16 protein-coding genes and 1 pseudogene are annotated in these 20,557 nt (G+C 63.4%); 8 read left to right on the plus strand and 9 right to left on the minus strand.

The features are described from left to right. Window positions 1-67: 67 nt before the first annotated feature. Together DAAJ005_RS08000 and DAAJ005_RS08005 are read right to left on the minus strand one after the other, a co-directional pair. Entirely contained in the window at window positions 68-1,363 is a 1,296-nt protein-coding gene (locus tag DAAJ005_RS08000) for a S8 family serine peptidase (protein WP_151846656.1), read from the minus strand. A 177-nt stretch (window positions 1,364-1,540) separates the two neighbouring features. Beyond that, window positions 1,541-3,322: a tetratricopeptide repeat-containing diguanylate cyclase gene (locus tag DAAJ005_RS08005; RefSeq protein ID WP_151846657.1), complete on the minus strand. Its 1,782-nt coding sequence runs from the start codon at window positions 3,320-3,322 to the stop codon at window positions 1,541-1,543. 620 nt (window positions 3,323-3,942) lie between these two features. Here DAAJ005_RS08005 and DAAJ005_RS08010 point away from each other — a divergent pair. Next, window positions 3,943-5,112 (plus strand): Ig-like domain-containing protein, encoded by a 1,170-nt coding sequence (locus DAAJ005_RS08010; RefSeq protein WP_226342638.1) that lies wholly within the window; start codon window positions 3,943-3,945, stop codon window positions 5,110-5,112. A 74-nt stretch (window positions 5,113-5,186) separates the two neighbouring features. Here DAAJ005_RS08010 and DAAJ005_RS08015 read toward each other — a convergent pair whose 3' ends face one another. Then, a complete protein-coding gene (locus DAAJ005_RS08015) occupies window positions 5,187-7,103 on the minus strand; it encodes an ABC-F family ATP-binding cassette domain-containing protein (protein WP_151846659.1) in 1,917 nt (638 codons plus the stop codon). A 61-nt stretch (window positions 7,104-7,164) separates the two neighbouring features. Between DAAJ005_RS08015 and DAAJ005_RS08020 the strand changes: the two genes are divergently transcribed. Both DAAJ005_RS08020 and DAAJ005_RS08025 read left to right on the plus strand, forming a co-directional pair. Further along, window positions 7,165-8,820, plus strand: a complete 1,656-nt coding sequence (locus tag DAAJ005_RS08020; RefSeq protein ID WP_151846660.1) for a FecR domain-containing protein — start codon at window positions 7,165-7,167, stop codon at window positions 8,818-8,820. Next, window positions 8,804-10,297: a CHASE2 domain-containing protein gene (locus DAAJ005_RS08025; RefSeq protein WP_151846661.1), complete on the plus strand. Its 1,494-nt coding sequence runs from the start codon at window positions 8,804-8,806 to the stop codon at window positions 10,295-10,297. Before DAAJ005_RS08020 ends, DAAJ005_RS08025 begins: the two co-directional genes overlap by 17 nt. On the opposite strand, the gene DAAJ005_RS08030 is transcribed toward DAAJ005_RS08025, so the two are convergent. The 5 genes from DAAJ005_RS08030 to DAAJ005_RS08050 all read right to left on the minus strand — a co-directional run bounded on the left by DAAJ005_RS08030 (window position 10,294) and on the right by DAAJ005_RS08050 (window position 14,693). Beyond that, on the minus strand, window positions 10,294-11,280 hold the full coding sequence (locus DAAJ005_RS08030) for a GNAT family N-acetyltransferase (RefSeq protein WP_151846662.1): 987 nt from the start codon (window positions 11,278-11,280) through the stop codon (window positions 10,294-10,296). The genes DAAJ005_RS08025 and DAAJ005_RS08030 overlap by 4 nt on opposite strands. A gap of 124 nt (window positions 11,281-11,404) precedes the next feature. Then, window positions 11,405-12,940 (minus strand): radical SAM protein, encoded by a 1,536-nt coding sequence (locus DAAJ005_RS08035; RefSeq protein ID WP_192930902.1) that lies wholly within the window; start codon window positions 12,938-12,940, stop codon window positions 11,405-11,407. A gap of 149 nt (window positions 12,941-13,089) precedes the next feature. Further along, entirely contained in the window at window positions 13,090-13,857 is a 768-nt protein-coding gene (gene nth, locus DAAJ005_RS08040; protein WP_151846664.1) for an endonuclease III, read from the minus strand. Between the two features lie 6 nt (window positions 13,858-13,863). Then, a complete protein-coding gene (locus DAAJ005_RS08045) occupies window positions 13,864-14,043 on the minus strand; it encodes a hypothetical protein (RefSeq protein WP_151846665.1) in 180 nt (59 codons plus the stop codon). Window positions 14,044-14,186: 143 nt separating this feature from the next. Next, window positions 14,187-14,693, minus strand: coding sequence for a transcriptional regulator (locus DAAJ005_RS08050; protein WP_029480936.1), 507 nt, complete (start codon window positions 14,691-14,693; stop codon window positions 14,187-14,189). 332 nt (window positions 14,694-15,025) lie between these two features. Here DAAJ005_RS08050 and DAAJ005_RS08055 point away from each other — a divergent pair, with 332 nt between their 5' ends. From DAAJ005_RS08055 to DAAJ005_RS08070, 4 genes and pseudogenes are all read left to right on the plus strand, one after another. Next, complete coding sequence (locus DAAJ005_RS08055) at window positions 15,026-15,469, plus strand: hypothetical protein (RefSeq protein WP_151846666.1); 444 nt, start codon at window positions 15,026-15,028, stop codon at window positions 15,467-15,469. Between the two features lie 6 nt (window positions 15,470-15,475). Then, window positions 15,476-15,661, plus strand: a pseudogene (locus tag DAAJ005_RS08060) (helix-turn-helix transcriptional regulator); the annotation flags it as partial. A gap of 463 nt (window positions 15,662-16,124) precedes the next feature. Further along, window positions 16,125-16,874 (plus strand): ATP-binding cassette domain-containing protein, encoded by a 750-nt coding sequence (locus DAAJ005_RS08065; protein WP_151848459.1) that lies wholly within the window; start codon window positions 16,125-16,127, stop codon window positions 16,872-16,874. 16 nt (window positions 16,875-16,890) lie between these two features. Beyond that, window positions 16,891-18,126 carry an ABC transporter permease gene (locus tag DAAJ005_RS08070; RefSeq protein WP_151848458.1) on the plus strand — a complete coding sequence of 412 codons (1,236 nt, stop codon included), beginning with the start codon at window positions 16,891-16,893 and terminating at the stop codon, window positions 18,124-18,126. Window positions 18,127-18,378: 252 nt separating this feature from the next. Here DAAJ005_RS08070 and DAAJ005_RS08075 read toward each other — a convergent pair whose 3' ends face one another. After that, window positions 18,379-19,362 (minus strand): alpha/beta fold hydrolase, encoded by a 984-nt coding sequence (locus tag DAAJ005_RS08075; protein ID WP_370519807.1) that lies wholly within the window; start codon window positions 19,360-19,362, stop codon window positions 18,379-18,381. A gap of 87 nt (window positions 19,363-19,449) precedes the next feature. Here DAAJ005_RS08075 and DAAJ005_RS08080 point away from each other — a divergent pair, with 87 nt between their 5' ends. Beyond that, complete coding sequence (locus tag DAAJ005_RS08080; protein WP_151846668.1) at window positions 19,450-20,439, plus strand: polyprenyl synthetase family protein; 990 nt, start codon at window positions 19,450-19,452, stop codon at window positions 20,437-20,439. Window positions 20,440-20,557: the final 118 nt, after the last annotated feature.

The following is a 20,557-nucleotide window of genomic DNA, read 5'->3' on the forward strand; positions in this document are numbered from 1 at the left end:
AGGTTGCCGGAGAAAGAAAAACCCCCACCGCCGCGCATGGGGGTGGGGGTTGCTGGTTCTGTTGCTCTCAGAAGGTGTCTTTGAGGAAAGCTGCCAGGTCCAGCCTTTTGCCCAGCATATTCCGGTAGGCACTGAAATTCACTCCGTCGATATTCTTACCGTCCGAAGACAGCAGGGTGGTGAGGGGGCCGGTGAGGAAGCCAGTCAGGAAGTTCGTCCCGTTTTCTGCCAGCGCCAGCGCCAGCGCGCCTGTGGCCATCGGCGCAGCGAAGGAAGTGCCGCTCCAGTACCCCGCGCCGTTATCGGGCATAGCAGTATAGATGCGTTCACCGGGGGCTGTCAGGTTCAGACTCATGCCGTAAGTAGAGAAGCTGGATTTCACGTCGTTGGCATCCACGCTGCCCACGCTAATCAGGTAACTGTTGGGGATGGGTATAAACAACAACTTGCTCTCGTTGCCCGCCGGATAGGTAATCTTCTCGTCGCCGCTGTTGCCGCTAGAGGCCACCACCATGACCTTCCGCGAGGCCGCCAGCCTCAGCATGTCATTCAGCGCCGGGGAGGGCGTGTCTGAGCCGAGCGACAGGTTGATGACCCGCGCGCCCTTCTTCATGGCCCAGTCCATCGCCTGCACCACGGTAGACACGTCGCCCGAACCGTCGGGCCTCAGCACCCGGATGGGCAGCAGGATGGCTTTCGGGGCAATCTGCAAAATCACGCCCGCCACGCCAGTGCCGTGCCCATAAGCCGTCCCCTTGACTTCCTGCGGCGTGCTGTCGCCGTCCACGAAATCCTTCCATTCGGAAGCCGGGGCCAGATTGCCCAGGAACGCTGGGTGGTTCAGGTCTATGCCGGTGTCGATCACGGCCACCTTGATTCCCTGCCCCAGCTTGGGTGCGTGAGACCACGCGTCTACCAGATTGATCTGCTTCCAACTGACCTTGTTCTCAGACGCGGCCTTCAGGTTTCCGGTCAGCTTCTGCCAGCTTGCAGAGCCGTTGCCACCGGACCAGGCCGTGCGCCCGCCTGCCCAGACGCTGCTGCCCTGCACCTCAGGCGGGGCGAAACGGTTGGCGTTCGCCTCGCCTGAGGTGCCACCCTGGGCGCTCAGACCCGAGGACTGTGACCGGACAACCAGTGCAAAACCTTCCTCCGGGTGCCAGGCCAGGAGCTGGGTGCCGGGAGTTGCCACCTGATCCGGTGTGGCGTCCGCAGCGAGCGCGATCCGCACAACCTGGGTGTTTCCAGCGGAAGAGGCAGCAGTTGCGTCGGTGGTAGGCGGTGAGGGCGGGGATGTGGAGCAGCCTGCCAGCAGCAGGGTGAGTGTCGCGAGCGCAGTCCAGCGAAGGGGGGAACGGGTCATGAATGATGTCTCCGGGGAATCGGGGATGGGGGGCCGCCCTTACCACTCAGGAAGGGCATGGGCTTCAGCGGCCAGTGTGAAATTTGATTCACTGCCCCAGGGTCACATGAATAGCGTCACACAGATCTGACGAATTGGATTTTCAAGATTAACTCTGGGTGTGTGCCGTAGCCTGTGTTATGGCCGGAGGACCACCCGGTTGCGGCCATTGGCCTTGGCTTCATACAGGGCGTGGTCGGCGGCCTGAAGAACGGCGGTCAGGTCCTCGCCGTTGCGGCTGACTGCCGCCCCCAGGCTGATGGTCACGCGCAGGCCAGGACGAACGGCCCCCCAGTTGTGGCGCTCGGTGGCCAGCCGCAGCCGTTCGCAGATGCGCTCCGTGGTCACGGCGTCGGTGCCGACCATCAGAATCACGAATTCCTCGCCGCCAAAACGGGCCAGCAGATCGCCCTGCCGCAGGCGCACCCCTGCCCCCAGCACGCCGGCGATCTGACGCAGCACCTCGTCGCCGATCAGGTGCGAGTACTGATCGTTGACCTGCTTAAAATGATCGATGTCGCCGATCACCACCGTCATCTGGACGCCGGGTTGCAGGCGCTCCACGGCGCTGTCGAAGGCCCGCCGATTGGCCAGACCGGTCAGGGCGTCCTGATTGGCCTGCTGCTCGACCTGTTCCAGCAGCGCCGAGGTCCGGGCATGGGCGACGGTCAGTTCCTGATGTGTGCGTTCCAGTTCGCTGTTCAGTTGCTGAAGTTCGGCGCTCAACTGCTCGGCGGCGGCGCGTTGCTGCTCGGCGCGTTCCAGTTCAAACTGAATCTGCAAGCTCTGGACCCGCTGATCGGAGGCCGCGTTGAACAGCTCTTCTTTCAGCAGCAGATGCTGTTCCAGGTGCAGGAATCCCTCGCGGAACTGCCCGGCCTGACGGTAGGCGTCGGCCAGAGCCAGATCGGCGGCGCAGCGTTCGGTCTGTGCCTGACTGTGTCCGGCGGTGGCGCGCGCCGCATGAATGGTGTCCAGTGCTTCCTGCGTCTGGCCTAGGAGCAACTGAAGACCACCCAGGTGCCGCATGCTCTCGGCCTGACCGTGTAGATCGCCGATCTGCTGGCGCATCTGGAGGCCAAGACGGAAAAAGTGTTCAGCCTCCTCAAATCTGCGCTGATGCTGGGAGAGCCGTCCCAGTTCGTCGTGAACTTCTGCCACAGCCGCCTGATCTTCCAGTTTCTCAAAAATCGCCAGCGCCTGCTGATTCAGATCCAGAGCGCGGTCCAAGTGGTCAAGTTTGAAGCATGCGCGGGCGGCATTGTGAAGGGCCAGAGCGGATGTATGGGTGATGAAGGATTCTGTATCGGGCGCGACATCTAAACTGGCCTGTGCCGCTTCCAGTGCATCGTCGTAGCGCGTAAGTTCATAATACTCCACGCTCAGGTTATTAAGAATCTCGCTCTCCACGTCACGCAGTTCATGCTGTTGTGACAGACGCAATGATCGGAGGTACGATTCCAGCGCCCCCGGATGGTTGCCCATTGAAACGTACACGCTGCCAACATTATTTAACGCCTCGATTTCGCCCTGAATCAATCCAAGCGCCACGCTCAATTGCCGCACCTGCAAGAACGTCTGCAAGGCGGCCACCGGCTGGCCCAGCTCGCACTGCACCATGCCCAGAGTGTTGGAGGTCGTGCGCTTCTGGAGCAGGTCGCCCGCATCGGTGAACGTATCGAGGGCCTGGGTCAGTTCGGTCTGGGCGGCGGCAAATTCGCCCAGACGCAAGAGTCCGTAACCCAGACACAGCCGTGCCCTGGATTCCTCTGGGGTGGGCAGGTCAAGGGTCAGTGCCAGTCGCGCGAGCCGCACAGTTTCACGCGGCTCGCTGCGGCGGATTTCCCATGCCTGATTCAGCATCTGTATCATGGACACAGAAACTGCTTCGGAGACGGGATCGGCGGTAAGGTCAGTCATGGGTGTAGGAGTAAGACGGATAACTTGTGGCTCAATTCCGGTACAGGGGAATCAGTCCGTCCTCAGGCTAGGGGCGAGAGGCTTACCCCGCGCTTACATACAGTCACTTATAGGCCTGTTCCTTTATAGCAGTCGTCGGCTCCTCCCGAACGAGACCGGACACCGGGCGCGTCGCCACAAGCGAGATTGGCGGCGAGACCAGACGGCGGTGCCACGTCACTCATCCGGGTTTCTGTTCTGGGATCGCAAAACCAGATTTCACGTTTCCGTAACGCCTGTTGCCGGAAAGTGGAGTCAAGCATTATTCCTGGGTCGTGGGCGCACCTGCATAGTGGTGAAATAAACACAATGCAGAAGGGACCGTACCGAACGGACGAGTCTGTTCCGAAGCGCGGTCTGGCGTACCTCTTGATATAATGTGGCTTCTGTTGCCCTCTGTTTAGGTCATGTCGGGGGGAGTGGAGTCTCTGTGCAGAACGGATTGCAGTAGATTCAGACGAAGTAAATTGCAATCTATATGCGGCAAAAAAGTGCATGCTACGATACTGAACGCAATCCCTGACCCCTCGCCCTCTCAATACTCCTCTTTAAAGGTAAGGTACTTCATGTCAACATTTTCCATGTTCCGCCGTCCCGCAACCATTGCACTGTCGCTCACCGCTTCTATTGCTATCGTCGCCTGTAACCCCACCCCCGCGCCCACCGCCACTGTCACTAATGTGGCTGTGAGTGCCTCCCCAAGTACCATCGCCATCAACGCAACCACGACAGCCAAGGCCGTGGTGACCGGCACCAATAGCCCGGCCCAGACGGTGACCTGGACCAGCAGCGTGCCGACAGTGGCCTCAGTCAGCGGTGCGGGTCTGGTCACTGGTCTCAAGGAAGGTACGACGGTCATCACGGCCAAGTCCACCGTGGACACTAGTAAGTCTGGCTCGGTGACCATCACTGTTAAGGCACCCGCCAGCACCACCCCCGTCGTGACTGGCGTAGTGCTGACCCTGACCCCTGCAACTGCCCCTGTGGGCGGCACTGCCACGGCCAAAGGCGTTGTGTCTGGTACGAATCAGAGCCAGAACGTGACGTTCAGCAGTAGCAATGAGGCCATCGCCATGGTTGATGACAACGGCAAGATCACGGCCAAGGCTGTCGGGACCGCCACCATCAAGGTTACGTCTGTCGATGACACTTCCAAGTTCGATGCCGATACGTTCACCGTGACGCCTGCAACCACTCTGACCACCGCCAAGATCAACTTTCAGACCGCCACCGCCGCGACGCCTGCGGGTTACACCCCTAATACGGGAGCGGCCTACGTTGCTACGTCGGGTATCGGTTGGGTCACTGAGGCTACTGCTGGAACCGCAACACCCACGCCTCTGAACCTGACCAACAATGCCCGTAACCGCGTGCCGGATGGCACTAATGTTATCGCAGGCCAGGATGCCCGCCTCTACACCCAGATTCAGATGCAGTGCGGAACGCCTACCACGGGCGCCCCCTGCACTGATCCTGCCGTGCTTACCTCTGGCGCTTTCGAGTACCGCGTGGTGAACGGCAAGTACAACGTCACGGTGAGCGTGGGCGACGCCGATAAGCGCAACCTCAACAGTCTGCACAGCATTAACGTTGAGGGTGCTGTCGCCATCGCCCCCTTCACTCCTACGCTTACCAGCCAGTTCAAGTCGAACACGGTGGCCGTGACCGTCACAGACGGCAGCCTGACCATTGACGCCAAGAATGGCAAGAACACCAAGCTCAACTACGTTGACATCGTCCCAGCCCCTTGATCGCAAGTTTTGTAAAGGTTTAAAACAAACGCCCCCCATTACGGGGGGCGTTTCCTATTGCCTGCTCCAGAAATTTACCCTTCTTTCTCCTCGACCTCCGCTCCCTTCTCGCCCCACTCTTCCAGCTTGCGTTCCAGGGCCAGTTCCAGGTTGTGGGCGGCCTGACCCAGTTCGGTGAAATCGGCGTCGGGGAGCGCGCTGTTCAGGATGGCCTGGGCGGCTTCCAGTTCAGCTTCCAGGCGGGCAATGTCCGCCTCAATGGCCTCCACTTCCCGCTTGAGATGCCACAGGCCCTTACCCTTCGGGGCGGTAAGTTTTGGGGCCGCTTTCGCCTCGGCCTGCGCGGCCTCTTTCGCTTCCTCGGCCTCCAGTTCGGCCAGACTGCGGTGCTTGGCGCGGTAGTCCTCCCAGCCGGGGTATTCGTAGAAGTGGCCGTCCTCAATCAGCCAGATGCGGTCTGCCAGACCCTCGATAAAGGCGCGGTCATGGCTGACCATCAGCAGGGTGCCGCCAAAGTCCTCCAGGGCAAGTTCCAGGGCTTCCACCATTTCCATATCCAGGTGGTTGGTCGGCTCGTCCATCACCAGTAGGTTGCGGTCCTCCTGCGCCAGCTTCAGCAGGGCCAGCCGCGCCCGCTCACCACCGGACAGGATGCGGGCGGCTTTGTCGTGCTGGTCATAGGGGAACATAAAGGTGCCCAGCAGATCGTGGGCCTGCGGGTCTTTCTGCACATACTCACGGGCCACGTCATAGAGGGTCTGATCAGGGGAGACGCCGCGCAGGGCCTGATCGTAATAGCCCACGCCCACCCGCGCGCCGGTCAGCACCTTGCCGCGTGGATCGTCGCTCTTTTCCAGGCCCAGCAGCATTCGCAGCAGCGTGGTCTTGCCCGCCCCGTTGCGCCCAACGATGGCGATGCGCTCGCCCCGGCGCACCTGCACATTGATGTCCTCAAACAGCGTGCGGAATGCCCCGTCCTCCACCGGAATGCGGCGGCTGAGGTGGCGGGCGTCCAGCACGATGTCGCCGCTGCCGGGGGCGTGGAAGGTGATGCGGGCGCTGCGTTCCTCGGGTGGTGGGGCCGCCGTGGCGCGGGCCTGCATGCGGTCCACGCGTTTTTGCATGGCCGCTGCGCGCCGGGCCAGCTTGCTCATGCCCAGGCCCCAGATCTTCATGCGGTCTGCGCTGCTCTGGAGGCTGGAGATCTGGCGGGCGTCCTGCACGGCGCGGGCGGCCTGTAACTCGGCTTCGGCGTCCAGCGCGGCCCGGAAGGTGCTGTAATTGCCCGGATACGTTCGCAGGGTGCCGCCGCGCAGGTGGGCCGTTTCATTGGTCACGCGGTCCAGAAAGGTGCGGTCATGGCTGATCACCAGCACCGCGCCGGGGTAGCGGCTCAGGAAGTTTTCCAGCCACTCCACCATCACGATATCTAGGTGGTTGGTCGGCTCGTCCAGCAGCAGCACATCGGGGTTTTCCACCAGCAGGGCGGCCAGACCCAGACGGGTGCGTTCGCCGCCGCTGAGGCGCTCGGCCAGGGTGTCCTCGCGGCCCCGGAAGCCGAAGGCCAGTGTGACGGCGTCCTTGCGGCTGCGGCGTTCGAAGCCGCCGCGCCGGACATAGTGTTCCAGAATCTCCTCGTGGCGCAGCACGCTCTCGGGCGTTCCGGCGCTCATGGCCCGCGCGGCGGCGTCCAGTTCGGCCTCCAGGGCGTCCAGATCGTGGAAGGCAGCGTCCAGCACGCTGTCCACTGTCGTCCCGGCTTCAAACACCGGGTCCTGCTGCAAGGCGCGGACGCGCACGCCCGGCGCGCGGCGCACGCTGCCCCCATCCGGGGGAAGTTGCCCGGTCAGCAGCCGCAACAGGGTGGTTTTCCCCGCCCCGTTGCGGCCCACCAGACCGATGCGGTCGCCGCTCCTGACGGCAAAAGTGACCTCAGATAACACGGTGGCGGGACCGTAATCTTTGATGGCGTCCTGCACAGCAACAAGCACGCCCTTAAGTATACCTTGGGTCGCCCAAATGTCAGGTTTTTCTCGTAAACTGGTGGCTAAGATGCCCAAGGCCCTCCACTCTCCCTCTCCTGCCCGTGAGCTTTTGCTGCGGTCAATGGCGCTGTATAGCTGTCTGGGAGCGGGTGGACAGGTCGTGGCGCAGACCTCACCCCTGTCTCCGGCGTCTGCCCAGGCTGCCCCCAGCCAGGCCGACTCTGTCCCGCCGCCCACTTTGCAAGCCGCGCAGGGGCGCGTGGAGATTCAGGGACCGGACGGCACCTGGCGTGCCCAGACCGCGCCCACCGAGATCACCACCCGCCTGCGCGTCGGGACGGGCCGGGCCGTGGTGCAGGAAGGGCGGCTGGGTCAGGTGGTCGTCGGCAGCGCTGCTGAATTACGGCGCTATCTGGGCGAGGCCGATCTGCTGTCCGGGCGGTTTTTCCTGCGGGGACCGGTGGCCGTACATGTCGCGGGCAACCATGTGGTGATGGACGGTGCCGGGGAAATGCGTGTCGATCTGAGCGCCAATGAAAAGCGGGTGGCCGTGATCGCCGGGCGGCTGCGGATCGCGCTGAAGGGACGCGGGATAGAGGTGGGCGCGGGCCAGCAGATCGCGCTGGACAGCGGCAGGGTCAGCGCCTTCCGTGAGGCCGATCCGTGGTACGCCGCGCAGTTCACCGGGCTGGGCGCGGCCAGCGTGGAGGCGACGCGCGGCCCGGTCAGCCTGATTCAGCGGGGGGCGACGCGGGTGGCAGTCATCGGCGACGATCTGCAACCTGGCGCGGCGCTGAACACCGGGGCCGCCGCCTGGGCCGAGATCGGCTTCACGGGCGGCGGCTACCTGCGTCTGAACGAGGAGAGCGCGCTGAGCGTGGTCAGCATTGAGCGCACGTCGGCGGGGCGCGAAGTGTTGCTGAAACTGGAGAAGGGCACCGCCTGGAACGTGGTGGAAAAAGGTCAGGGTGGCTACCGCATCGATACCCCGGTGGTCAGCACGGCGGTGCGCGGGACCGTTTTTCGGGTGGATGCCAACGGACTGGTCAAGGTCTTCGACGGTCAGGTGGCGCTGCCGGGCCAGACCGCTGGAGGACAGGTGGCTGGAGATCAGGCCGTTTCACAGGGCCAGCAGCTCAGTCCCGGTGGCCCGCTCGTTCCGCTGCAACTCGACGCCGTGGACCGCTTCAACATCGCGCAGGACGCGGTGCGGGCGCAGGCGCTGACGCTTAGCCTGGACCTGCCGGGCCGCAGCTTGCAGGAACTGGCCCTCTCGGCCCGCAGCCTGCCCGACGCGCGGGTCACGCTGACGGTGGCCGGGCAGACCGTTCCTCTGGGCGGCGAGAACGGAGTGTTCCGGCTGGAGCGCCTCACAGACTCGCTGCCGGAAGGCCAGTACACCGTGACCGTCCGTGCCCAGCGCTACGGCCAGACGCTGACGCGCACGAAGCCCATTACTGTGGACCGGACGCCGCCGCGCCTGAGTGGGCTGGTGGTCAAGCGCGTGGGCCGCATCCTGACCCTGAGTGGCGTGGTCACGGATGCTGGAGACTCCCGCATTGGCCTGGGTGTCACGGTGGGCGGCCAGACCTACACCCGCACGGTGGAGACCCAGAGCAGTGGGTCTTTCGTGTGGTCTTTACCACTGCCCTCGCCCGCCGCCCCTGCCTCGCTGACCCTGCGGGACGGGGCCGATAACCAGAGTCATGCTCGGCTTCCCTGATTCCCTGGCCTTACGGCCCGGCCCGGCACGTCCGGTCCGGCGGCTGACCTTACCGCTGGCCGCACTGCTGGCGGCGGCGCTGGCCTGGGCGGTGCCCGAGAACGGCCTGCTGTGGGACGCCCTGAACCGCGCCCTGCCCAGTCCTCCTGATGGGCGCGTGCTGGTGGTGGGTATCGACGACGCCACGCTGCGGGATTACGGACGCATCGGAAGCTGGCCGCGCGAACTGTACGCCCAGGCCCTGAACACGCTGGATCAGGCGGGAGTCGCGGCCATCGGCGTGGACGTGCTGCTGGCCGATCCGGCGCGCAACGACGCCGCCCTGGCCGCTGTGTTTAGCCGTCCCAACGTAGTGCTGGCCACTGCCCCCGGCGAACCCACCGCACTGCGCCCCGACTGGCGCTCGCCCACCGGCATCAGCGCCCTGAACCTGAGTGAGGACGGCATCGTGCGCTCCTTTCAGGCGGCCTATCCGGATGCTGCTTCAGCACTGGCCCCCAGCTTTGCGCGCCAACTGGCGGTGGCGGCGGGACGCACCGTGCCGCTGGACGAACAGCCACGAATCCTGCGCTACAGCGCCCCTGATCCCCAGCGCCTGCCTGTGATTCCCTTCCGTGACGTGGTGAACGGTTCCATTCGTTACGGCGACTTTCAGAACCGGGTGGTGCTGGTGGGTCTGACCGCCAGTGGCGTGGGTGGCCCGGCAGTACGGGACGTGAGCGGTCAGGTCGTTGCCGGTGTGGAGTTGCAGGCGCGGGCGGTTTCCAGCCTGCTCAGCGCGCCGTTTGCCTCTCTGCCGCTGTGGACGGTCATGCTGGCCGGTGTGCTGGCCGCCATTGCCGCCGTGCTGGCGGGTGGAGTGTGGGGCTTTGCCATCGCTCTGCTGGCGCTGGCACTGGCCGTGCCGTACTGGTTGCTCAATTCGCTGCTGCCGGGGGTCACGCTGTCGCTGTGTGCGGTGCTGGGCACCGGACTGGTCATGCTGGAACGCTGGTGGATTCTGCGACGTTCTGGCGTGCGCGATCCCCTGACTGGCTTCGGCAACCGCCTGGCCTTTACCCGCGCCGTGGAGAGCCGCTGGCAGGGCCGCCAGAGCCGCCCGCTGGGACTGCTGCTGGTGGACCTCAGCGGCTTTCGCAAAGTCAATTCGGTGTACGGGTACGCCGCCGGGGATGAGCTGCTGCGCGAGCTGGCGGGCCGCATCATGCAGCACAAGCGCCGGGGCGACCTGATCTTCCGCTGGGGTCCCGACGAGTTCGCCGTGCTGCTGGACAACACCGCCTCTGCCGAACTGGCCGATCTGACCCGCCGCGTGCAACTCTCGCTGGACAATGTGTCTTACCGTGACCTGTCGCTTCAGGCCAGCGTTGGCGGCGCCAGCACTGGCCCGGACATCAACACCCCCGGCGATCTGATCGAGGCCGCCAGCCGCAGCCGCTACCGCATCAAGTACCAGCGCCAGCAGTGGCGGGTCTAGACCTCCTTTCGCAGCGTCGCCCGCGCACCTTCCCGCACGAACCCCAGCCGCTCGTTCACCGCCAGCATGGGGATATTGATGCTGTGGTTGCCTGTCCGAGAATGCGTGAATCCCCGTTCCAGTGCGGCGCGGGCGGCGGCCAGTTTGAGGGCCAGCGCGATGCCCTGCCCGCGCCAGGGCTTTAAAACTCCGGTCAGACCGTTGTGCAGCGTGCCGGGGCGCGTGGCGATGGGCAGGTACAGTTCGCTCAGGCCCACCCATTCGCCGTTCGGGGCCAGTGCGATAAACACGCCTTCTGGCAGCACCTTTACACCTGCGCGGCGTTGCCAGACCTCGAAAGGCCACACGCTGACTGGCGTGGTGCTGGGAACGTCATTCAGCAGAGTGGCCACCAGCGTATAAAAACGGCGCTGCTGCACTTCACCGAATCCGCCCAGTTCCGAGAGAGGCTGGATGGTCAAGCCCGCCGCCGCCACCCGCGCCTGACTCCCGGCAAAGCGAGTGAAGTCCAGCGCCTGCAAATTCAGGGTGCTGTTCCACATGCGATCATGCTCCGCGTAACCGCGCGCCAGGAGAAAATCGTGTTCCCACCAGTCTTCGTGAACGTGGGAGACGAGTGTGCCTGCGCCCTGGGCCACGGCGTCTGCCTCCGCCAGTTTCAGCAACTCACCGGGCAGTGCGCCGCCCACCTCTTCTGATCGGGTGCGAATCCTGACTTCCAGCCAGCCGGGATGCCCGTCCATGCGCGGCACACCCGTTTCTGCCAGCCCCACAATTTCCCCGCCGCGCAGTGCCAGAAGCTGACGGTGGGTTTCGCCCAGCATCCGCCCCGCCGCCAGCCGCTCCAGATCCTCTGCGGAAGTTGGGGCGTCGGGATGGGCAGCGCTCAGAAACGCGGCCAGATGGGGAAAGTCGGCGGCGCTGCACTCAAGAAGCTGGAGGTCTGGGAAACCGGGCAGTGGGGGAGAGGCGGTAGGTTCCATGCGTGAGTACAGCACAGGCGGGCGGCGTGGGCATCGGCCAAGTGGCGGAGTGGAGAGCAAAAAAAGCCCCCTGTAGGGGAAGCCTTGTAGAGCTGCCATGCAGAGGGTTGAAAGGGAACTTTAGTTAGACAGCCAGCCCATCCGCGTGGGCGTTGACTCCCCTGGGCACGTACTGGCCCGGCGGCAGCGAGATGGATGAGGCGTCGTTGTCGCCGTACTCATCCACCCAGCCGATCTCGTCCAGTGCTTTCTTCCATGCGCCGATGCTCTCGTTGCGGTAGAGCGTGTAGGCGGCCATGCCGATTTCTGGGCCACCCCGCGCGATCACGCTTTCCACCCAGGCCCATTTGGCAGACACATTGCGGAGTTCGGCGGTGCGGCGTAGCTCTTTCTGGATACGCTTGAGCCGCGCCTCAATCACCTGCACGCCACCAAAGGGATCGGCAAAATGCGGCGTATGGCGCTTGGGCACGAATGGAGAGATGCCCAGCGCAATCCGGTTGATGCCCGCCAGTTCCTTGGTGAACGAGATCAATTCGGTGATGTCGTCGTCGTTCTCCGGCCCCAGGCCGATCATCATGTAAACCTTGAGGCCGGAAAAGCCCAGGTCACGGCTGATCTGCGCGGTTTTCAGCAAGTCCTCGGTGGTAATGCCCTTCTTGAGCCAGCGGCGCAGGCGTTCGCTGGGTGCGTCGGAGGCCACCGTGAAAGTTCGCAGGCCGCCCGCCTTCAGAATCTCGGCCAGCTCAGTGTCCACCGTGTCGGCGCGGATGGAGCTGACGCCCAGCTTGACGCCGCGCTCGGTCAGGGTGCGGCCCACGAACTTGGTGTGTGGGAAGTCCGAGAGGGCCGCGCCCACCAGCCCCACCTTCTGCGCCCAGTCGGGAATTACGTCCAGCAGTTCTTGGCCGCCGTTGTTGCGGTTCGGGCCATACATGGTGCGCGCCAGACAGAAGGTGCAGGGGCGCGGGCAGCCGCGCTGCGCCTCCACCAGAAACATGTTGCTCAGTTCGCTGTGCGGCGTCACGATCTGGCTGTAGGCGGGCAGCAGCTCCTTGGGCGCGGTGGCCCAGGTGGGTTCATGCGTGTGCCGCGCTGGAAGGAAAATGCCCGGCATCCCGTCAATCAAGTCGTAGAAATCCTCGCGGGAGCCAGATTCGCGTAGGGCGTCGGACACTACAGGAATGATCTGTTCGCCGTCGCCGATCACAATCACGTCGGCAAAGGGGACCAGCGGGTAAGGGTTAGAGGACGTCAGCGGCCCGCCGATCATCACGATGGCGTCGCTGTCGTCGCGCCGTTCGCGCAGGGGATGCAGCCCCACCACGTCCAGCATGCGGATGATATTGGTCAGGTCCAGCTCAAAGGACACGCTCATGGCGAACAGTTCGCAGTCCCCGGCCTCGCGCCCGGTTTCTACGGTGGGCAGCGGCTGGCCCAGCTTTTCAAAGGCGTCCACATCGTCAGGCAAGAAGGCCCGTTCGCAGGCGACGCCTTCCTCGTTGTTGAACATGCGGTAGATGACCTGAAAGCCCAGCGAGGCCATGCCCACACTGTAGCGGTTGGGAAAGGCCAGCGTCACGCGCACTGGGGCGTGCTTGAACATCGTGCCTGTTTCGTCGTCCAGCAAGGGTTTCATGGTATTGCGCCAGTAACTCAAAAGTCCTCCGGGGTGTACGCGCGGCGGCCCCAGGTGTTGCTTGAGGTTAGCGGGGAGGCAGGCGCGTCACAGCCGCACAGTGTATCGCGTCTGCTGGCAGGAATTGGGGGATTGAACGCGGGTTGAATGTAATGCCTCCAAGCGAACATTCACTTTTGGGACTTCTTCGCCGCTTCACTTCTTTTCGCCTTCGTCTCAGTGAAACTCGGCACCCTGTCACCGAAAACCGCGAAGGCGTCGCATCTCTCGCGCAGGATACACACGCCGCATTTGGGGCGGCTCCAGTGGCAGACCTGCTGGCCGTGCTTGAGCAGATTGAGGTGCAACTCGTACAGGAAGGGCGGATCGTCTGGCAATACCCTGAGTAAGGCCCGGTGCGCCGCCTGCTCGCCCATCAGCGGGATTGCGCCGACGCGGGTGGCGATGCGGTGAACGTGGGTATCCACGGGGAAAACGGGGTGGGCATAATTGAAAAGAAGAACAAGGCTCGCAGTCTTGACCCCTACCCCTGGCAAGTCCGTCAGCCACTTCAGCGCGTCCTTGCTGGGCATGTCGCGCAGGAATTCCAGGTTGTAGCCGCCGGGAGAGTCCCTGATCTGGCGCAGCGTCTCCTGAATGCGCGGAGCCTTGGCCTCCGGGTAATTGCTGCGGCGGATGGCGTGGGCCACGGTTTCAGTGGGCGCGGCAATAATCGCGTCCCAATCACCAATCTCGCACAGCTTGTCGTAGGCGGCGGCCTCGTCCTGCCAGGTGGTGCGCTGCGACAGGATGGTGCTGATCAGCTCATGCATCGGCTCGCGGCGGGGATCCAAGTGACGGTCCCCGTATTCGGCGTGCAACACGTCCCTGATCCACACCAGCAATTCAGCCCGCTCCCTCTCAGGGCGGGCTGCGTTCAGGACAGGTTCAGCGTTCATCGCGTTTTAGCTGCTGGGCGTGCTGTCGTCTTCTACTTCGTCCCGGCCACCCTCGGCGGGGCCGTCCTTATCGGCGGGATCAAAGTTGGGGGCCTTGCCCCGGTCCGCTTCGGGAATTGGGTGGCTCTGGCCCTCGGCGGGCGACTGGTTGGCGGGATCATAGCCGGGCTTGGTGTCATCGCTCATGCGCTTTAGCGTGCGCGTCCGCCTCAGTCCTTGAGCGCGAAAGGACTAAAGAGGACTTTAGGCAGGTGCTGTGGTGACGGAACGAAAAAACCGGACCTCTCAATCAAGAGAAGTCCAGCTTTCTGCATTGTCAACTCAGAGATTCAGGCGACTTGCTTTTTCTTGCCCGTCGCGGCGGGGGCGGCCTGCTCGGTGCCCAGCGCCTGCACTTCCTTCATGCGGAAGATCACCAGGCTGCCCACGAAGGTGCAGGTGACCATGCCGTGCGCGTTCAGCAGGCTCAGGGCAGTCATGACGTCCTCGCGGGTCATGCGGAGCTGCTCGCTCATGTACAGGGCGCTGTCGGCGCGGCCTTCCAGGTAATCACGGACTTTCTTGGCGTCCACGGTCAGCGGGGTGGCGGGCACGTCAGCCAGACCGGGGTCGGCCAGACCGTACACCGCGCGGGTGCCGGTGCCAGGCAGACGGCGCACGCGGCCCTGATCCAACAGGCTGGCGAGAGCGGCGCGCAGATGCGACAGGGCCAGCCCGGTGGTTTTAGCCAGTTCGGTTTCAACCCATTCGGGCTTGCTGTCCAGGGCACTCAGGACCAGCTTTTCGTTGGCGCGGCGGGTTTCTTGCAGGTCTTCCAGGGTGGGGGGATTAAACATTCAGTGTCCTCCGAACGAGAATTTCGGGCGGCGCAGCCATACATGTTTTGAAGCACCGTCGCAAATTCTAAAGAAGCGATTTAACGTGTTGATCGCCTTAGACGTAAGAAATCAGAAGCAAGTGCGCTTGTGGGCGCAACTTTCCTATTGTCACATATTTTCTCTCATTTTTGATGAGGGTACAGAATGTTGACCTTGATGAAAGAAGGCGCTTCCGATTGCCGCGTTGAACAGATGGAATGTCCAGTCTCAGAATCCCTTGGCTATGCTAAGTCAAATAAGCTTGACATATGAGTCAAGGAAGCTGTACTCTAAGGTCAAGGAGGATTGACATGACACCTATTCCGATTCTCGCTCCATCATCCCGTCCTGAACGCAGCCGCACCCAGAAGGTCAAAACCCTGCACAGGGTCATGGGACTGGGTGGGGGCCTGCTCGCGGCGGTGGGCGCCGTGCTGATTTCAGTGGGCCAGAACGGTGGTGGCGAGCTTCACAGCGTGGTCAAGGGAATGGGCTATGGCATTCTTGCCGCCCTGCCTTTTTACTACGCCGTGTTTATCGTGAGGGCCATTCTGACGATGGACGAATACCTGCGTGCGCTCCAGGTGCAGGCCACCAGCATTGCTTTCATGGTCACGATGGTGGTGTCTGGCGGACTAATCGCCCTGGAAACGCCCTTCAAGTTTCAGACGCCATCTCTGGTGTTTTATGCCGTGGGACTGCTGAGCTGGGCTGCTGCGCTGGCTGCCTTGAAGGCACGCAGCCGCCGGGAATAGCGGGTCGTGGACAACCACATTCGCACCCTGCGCGCCGCACGGCAGTGGACCCAGGCGGACCTGGCTGCCGAACTGGATGTCAGCCGCCAGACCGTCAATGCGCTGGAGACGGGCAAGTACGATCCCAGCTTGCCGCTGGCCTTCCGCATCGCGCGGCTGTTCGGGCAGCCCATTGAAGGGATTTTTATCGACCCGCAGCAGATCAGTGTGCCTTCCCCGGCATTATCTTCCTTAGCACCCAATTCCCTGAAACTAGCCACTGAACTGGAAACGCGTTTCGACTATCAGACACGTGCTGCCACGGCCTTCAGCGAACTGGGCATCCTGCGCGAGATGGGCGAACACGGCTGGGAGCTGACCGGGGTGGGTCTGGGAACGCTGTCTTTTCGGCGTGCCAGTGAACCGCAGAGCGCCCCGCCGCGCTGGCTGTATCAGCGGCTGGGCGGCGTCCTGAGCGCTCAGCAGCGCCAGGAATTGCTTCAGCAGGGCTGGACACTGGTAGACACCTGGCTGGGTGGCGTCTTCCACTATTTCAAACGGCCTCTGTCGTGAGTTCGTCAGTATCTGAATTCGTGACTGCCGAGGCAACCCTATTCGCACTCCCCCCGTATTGCTTCTCAGGAGAGCCATGACGCACACCCCGGAAGCACAGACCATGCTTGATATTCAGAACGTCACCAAGACCTACGGCAAGTTCACCGCCCTCAAGGGGGTGTCTCTCAGCGCCCCGGAAGGCGAGGTCTTCGGGCTGCTTGGCCCCAACGGCGCGGGCAAGACCACGCTACTGCGGATTCTGGCGACGTTGTTGCGCCCCACGTCCGGCACGGCGGCGGTGGCCGGATACGACGTGCTGCGTCAGCCCGAGGACGTGCGACGCTGCGTCGGCGTGGTCAACGGGGGCATGGGGCTGCCCGCCCGCCTGACAGGCCGCGAGGTGCTGCGCTCGTTTGCGGGGCTGTACGGCATGACCCGCGCCCAGACCGAGGCCCGCATTGCCGAACTGGACGCCGGGCTGGAACTGGGCCGCACCCTGGACGTGCGCGCCGGGGACTACAGCACCGGCATGAAGCAGAAGGTGGTGATTGCCCGCGCCGTGATTCAGGATCCGCCCGTGCTGATTCTGGACGAGGCGGCCAGCGGTCTGGACATCTTTGCGCGCCGCACGCTGCTGGATTTTGTGCTGGCCACCCGCGCGCCGGGGCGGCTGACCCTGTACTCCACCCACGTCATGTCCGAGGCCGAGGAGGTCTGTGACCGCGTGGCAATTCTGCACGAGGGCGGGTTGCTGACGGTGGGCCGCATCCCCGACATTCTGAAACAGACGGGGGAGAGCAACCTGGAACGCGCTTTCTTCGCCTTGGTTCGGGGGGATGGGGTTCGGGGAGGTGGGCAGCGTGCGGTCTAACTCCATTCGCCCCAACATGGTCTGGCGCATTGCCGCGCGCGATCTGCTGTCCACCCTGCGGGACCGCCGCACGCTGAGTGCCACCATCCTGATGCCGCTGATCCTGATTCCGGCGTTGTCGCTGGGGCTGCCCCTGCTGCTGGGCAGCTTTATCGGCGGCCAGCAGCAGGAACGGCAGAAGGTGGGCGTGGTGGGAACCCTGCCCCCGGCGTTACGCACGGCGCTGGAACAGGATGAGAAGGTGGACGGCAAGACGGTGCGCGCAGGCGTGGACCTCGTTCCCGTGACAGACCCGCAAAAGGCCGTGCAATCCGGTGATGTGGACGCGGCCATTCAGGCCCCAGTCGCCCTGCCCACCCGCGCCGGAGAGGGCAGCGCCGCGCTGGAGGTCTATGCCAAGCTAAGCAGCCTGAGCGCCCAGGCTGGTGCTTACGGCAAGGTGCAGGACGTGGTGGACGGCTACAACCGCACCCTGACGCTGGACCGATTGAAGGGCCTGGGCCTGGGTGCGGACACCCTGACGCCCGTGACCGTCAAACCCATCGACGCCAGCCCCCCGCAGGAGCAGCGCAGCGGGCAACTGGCCTTCCTGATCCCATTTCTGATGCTGCAATTCATCCTGTCGGGCGGCATGGCCACCGCCATTGACGCCACCGCCGGGGAAAAGGAGCGCGGCACGCTGGAAAGCCTGCTGGTGTCCCCTGTGCGCCGCGCCGAGGTGGTCACGGGCAAGCTGCTGGCCACCACCATCACGGCGCTGCTCAGCGCGTGCTTCAGCGTGCTGGGCTTCATTGTCAGCGGACTGGTGGCGGCGGCGTTCCTGGCAAGTAAAAGCGGACTGGGCGCAGACATCACCGCGTCGATGGGCGGCCAACTGAGTCTGACCTTCGGTGGCACGCTGGGGATGCTGGGGCTGGCGGCCAGCGCTGCCCTGATCATCAGCGCCGTGCTGATCGCCATCGGCATTTACGCCCGCAGCTTCAAGGAGGCGCAGACGTACATCGCGCCGTTGACGCTGGTGATCGTGCTGCCCGCCGTGATGCTGCAATTCGCGGACTTTCTGACGCTGAATACTGCCGTCTACGCCGTGCCGCTGTTCGGCTCGATGGTGTCGATCCTAAACATCGTCAAGGGCGCGGCGCAGCTTGACCAGATCCTGCTTGCCATTCTGGCCAACCTGATTGGGGCAGCGTTGCTGGCGTTGCTGGCGTTACATTCCTTTGGGCGGGAGGAAGTGATTTTTCGGAATTGATACGGATTCCGTTTGTTTCGTGTAGAGATCGGGAAAGCTCCGATCTCCACACTCCACGCCTGGAACCCGTTTTTCTCCTTCTCGCTCCGCTCGGATTACAGGTGTTTTCAACACCCATTAATTCGGAGTCCGTATGAGTCGATGCGCCGTCTTCCGCCGCCCGTTTTCCAACTGCTCAAAACGAGGTCCGCCTCCGACCCAACGCTTCAGTTCAAGCGGAAGGGAGGAGGCTGACCTCATGTTTTTTGAGTGTTACTTCAGCCCGGCCCAGAAAGCGTCCAGCGCCGCCTTGACTTCTGGCATTTTCTCGAACTGGGGCAGCCCGTCGGTTCCCTCAATGCGTACGGCCTTCACGCCGTCTTGCTGGGTGAACTGTTGCAGGCGGTCAAAGCTGACGAAGCCGTCCTGGTCATAAAGGACGATGACGGGAATGGTCAGCTTGCTGTACAGCTCCCCGTAGGCGTCATCCGTGAACAGTTGCCCGCTGATGAAGTACACCGGCGCGTATTTCGCCCCTGGCTGGCGGGTGGCGTCCAGCGAGTAATCCACCAGTCCGCTGTCCACTGGCCCCCGGAACGACCGGCTCAGGAAGTATTCGATGCTGGGTTTGATTCGCAGGGCGGCGTACAGCGGCGTGCTGACCGAGTTCAGGCGGTTATACAGCTTCTTGCCGCCGTCCTCCGCGTTGGCCTCCTGCGTGCCGCCGCGCGGTTTGCCCAGTCCGCTGGGGCTGATCAGCGCCAGACTGCGAATGCGGGCTTCGGTCAGGGCGGCGCGGGCGTCAAATTCGCTGCCCAGGCTGAGGCCCACCACATCCACATCCGCTCCGATCAGTTCTATCAGGGCGTTCAGTGAGCGGGTCATCAATTCCCTGGTGTACTGCGTGTCCGGGCGGGCGCTGCTGCCGAAGCCGGGCCATTCAATCGCGTAGACCGGGCGGGTTCCCACATAGGCGTCCCACACGGGCTTCATCTCGTAGGCACTGGCGGCGGCATTCACGCTGGGGGTCAGGACCAGCGGACGGCCTTCCCCACGCGTATCCACGTAGTAGGCCACCTGCCCGAAGCCGGGGAGGTCCAGGTATTTCCGCTCCCCACTCAGGGCCGGGCGCAATCCGGTGGTGGCCTTCGCGTCTGGCACGGGCACGGTGGTGGCGGTGGGGGCGCAGGCAGCCAGACCCACGGTCAATGCTCCGGCCAGCAGGATCAGGGCGACGGTCTTTCGGTTCATCTTCATAATGTAATGTTGCTCGCTAAGGCGTCTCATTGTCTGTTCGTTGCGGTACGGTTCTCTTCATGTTTCAGGCGGTTAGACTTGCGCTCAATGCGTCCTGATCTGCTGTCCCGCGTCCTTTCTCTGCTGCCCGAACACGGCACGCGCCCCGAATACCAGGCCTATTACGACATGCTGCGCGACTACCCTAAGCGCGGTGGCAAAGGCATTCGCAGCGAACTGCTGTTGGCCAGCGCCCGCGTTCACGGCGTGGTCAGGGACACCCCGCAGTGGGAGGCGGCCCTGTGGCTGGCCGCCGCGCTGGAACTGTTTCAGAACTGGGTGCTGATCCACGACGACATCGAGGACGACTCGGAAGAGCGCCGGGGCCAGCCCGCCCTGCACCGCCTGCACGGTATTCCGCTGGCGATCAATGCCGGGGACGCCCTGCACGCCTATATGTGGGCCGCTGTCCATAAGGCCAACGTGGCGGGCGGCATGGATGAGTTTCTGAATATGATCCATCACACGGCCAAGGGCCAGCATCTGGACTTGTGTTGGGTGGAGGGTCGCCGCTGGAACCTCGTGGAAGAGGACTATCTGGAGATGGTGCGCCAGAAGACGGCCTATTACACGGTGGTCATTCCGTTGCGGCTGGGGGCGCTGGCGGCAGGCGTTGCGCCCTCCGAGCAGTTCACTCCGGCGGGTTTAGCGCTCGGCGCGGCCTTTCAAATCCGGGACGATGTGCTGAATCTGGAAGGTGACGCGGCCAAGTACGGCAAGGAAATTGGGGGTGATCTGCTAGAGGGCAAGCGCACCATGATCGTGCTGCACTGGCTCCGAACTGCGCCGGGTGCCCAGCGTCAGGCGTTTCTCAAGCAGATGGGCCTCAACCGTCCCGACAAGGACTTGCAGACCATCGCAGACATTCACCGATGGTTGCTGGACAGCGGCAGCGTGACCTATGCCCAGGACTACGCCCACGCTCAGGCGGAAGAAGGGCTGAAGCTGCTCTCTCAGACCTTTGAAAATGCTCCAGACCAGCAGGCGGCGGGCGAATTGCTGAATGCCATGCGGGAGTTGGCAACCCGCGAGGCTTGAACATAAAGACGGAGTGTATCGTCATTCTCAGAGACTGAAGCTGAATTCTCCGTCTGATACGAGGTTTCCAGAGCCTTCGTGATGGCATATGGAGAATGCTCCGTGTCCAGCATTCATA

The organism is Deinococcus sp. AJ005 (assembly GCF_009017495.1).
Taxonomy (GTDB): domain Bacteria; phylum Deinococcota; class Deinococci; order Deinococcales; family Deinococcaceae; genus Deinococcus.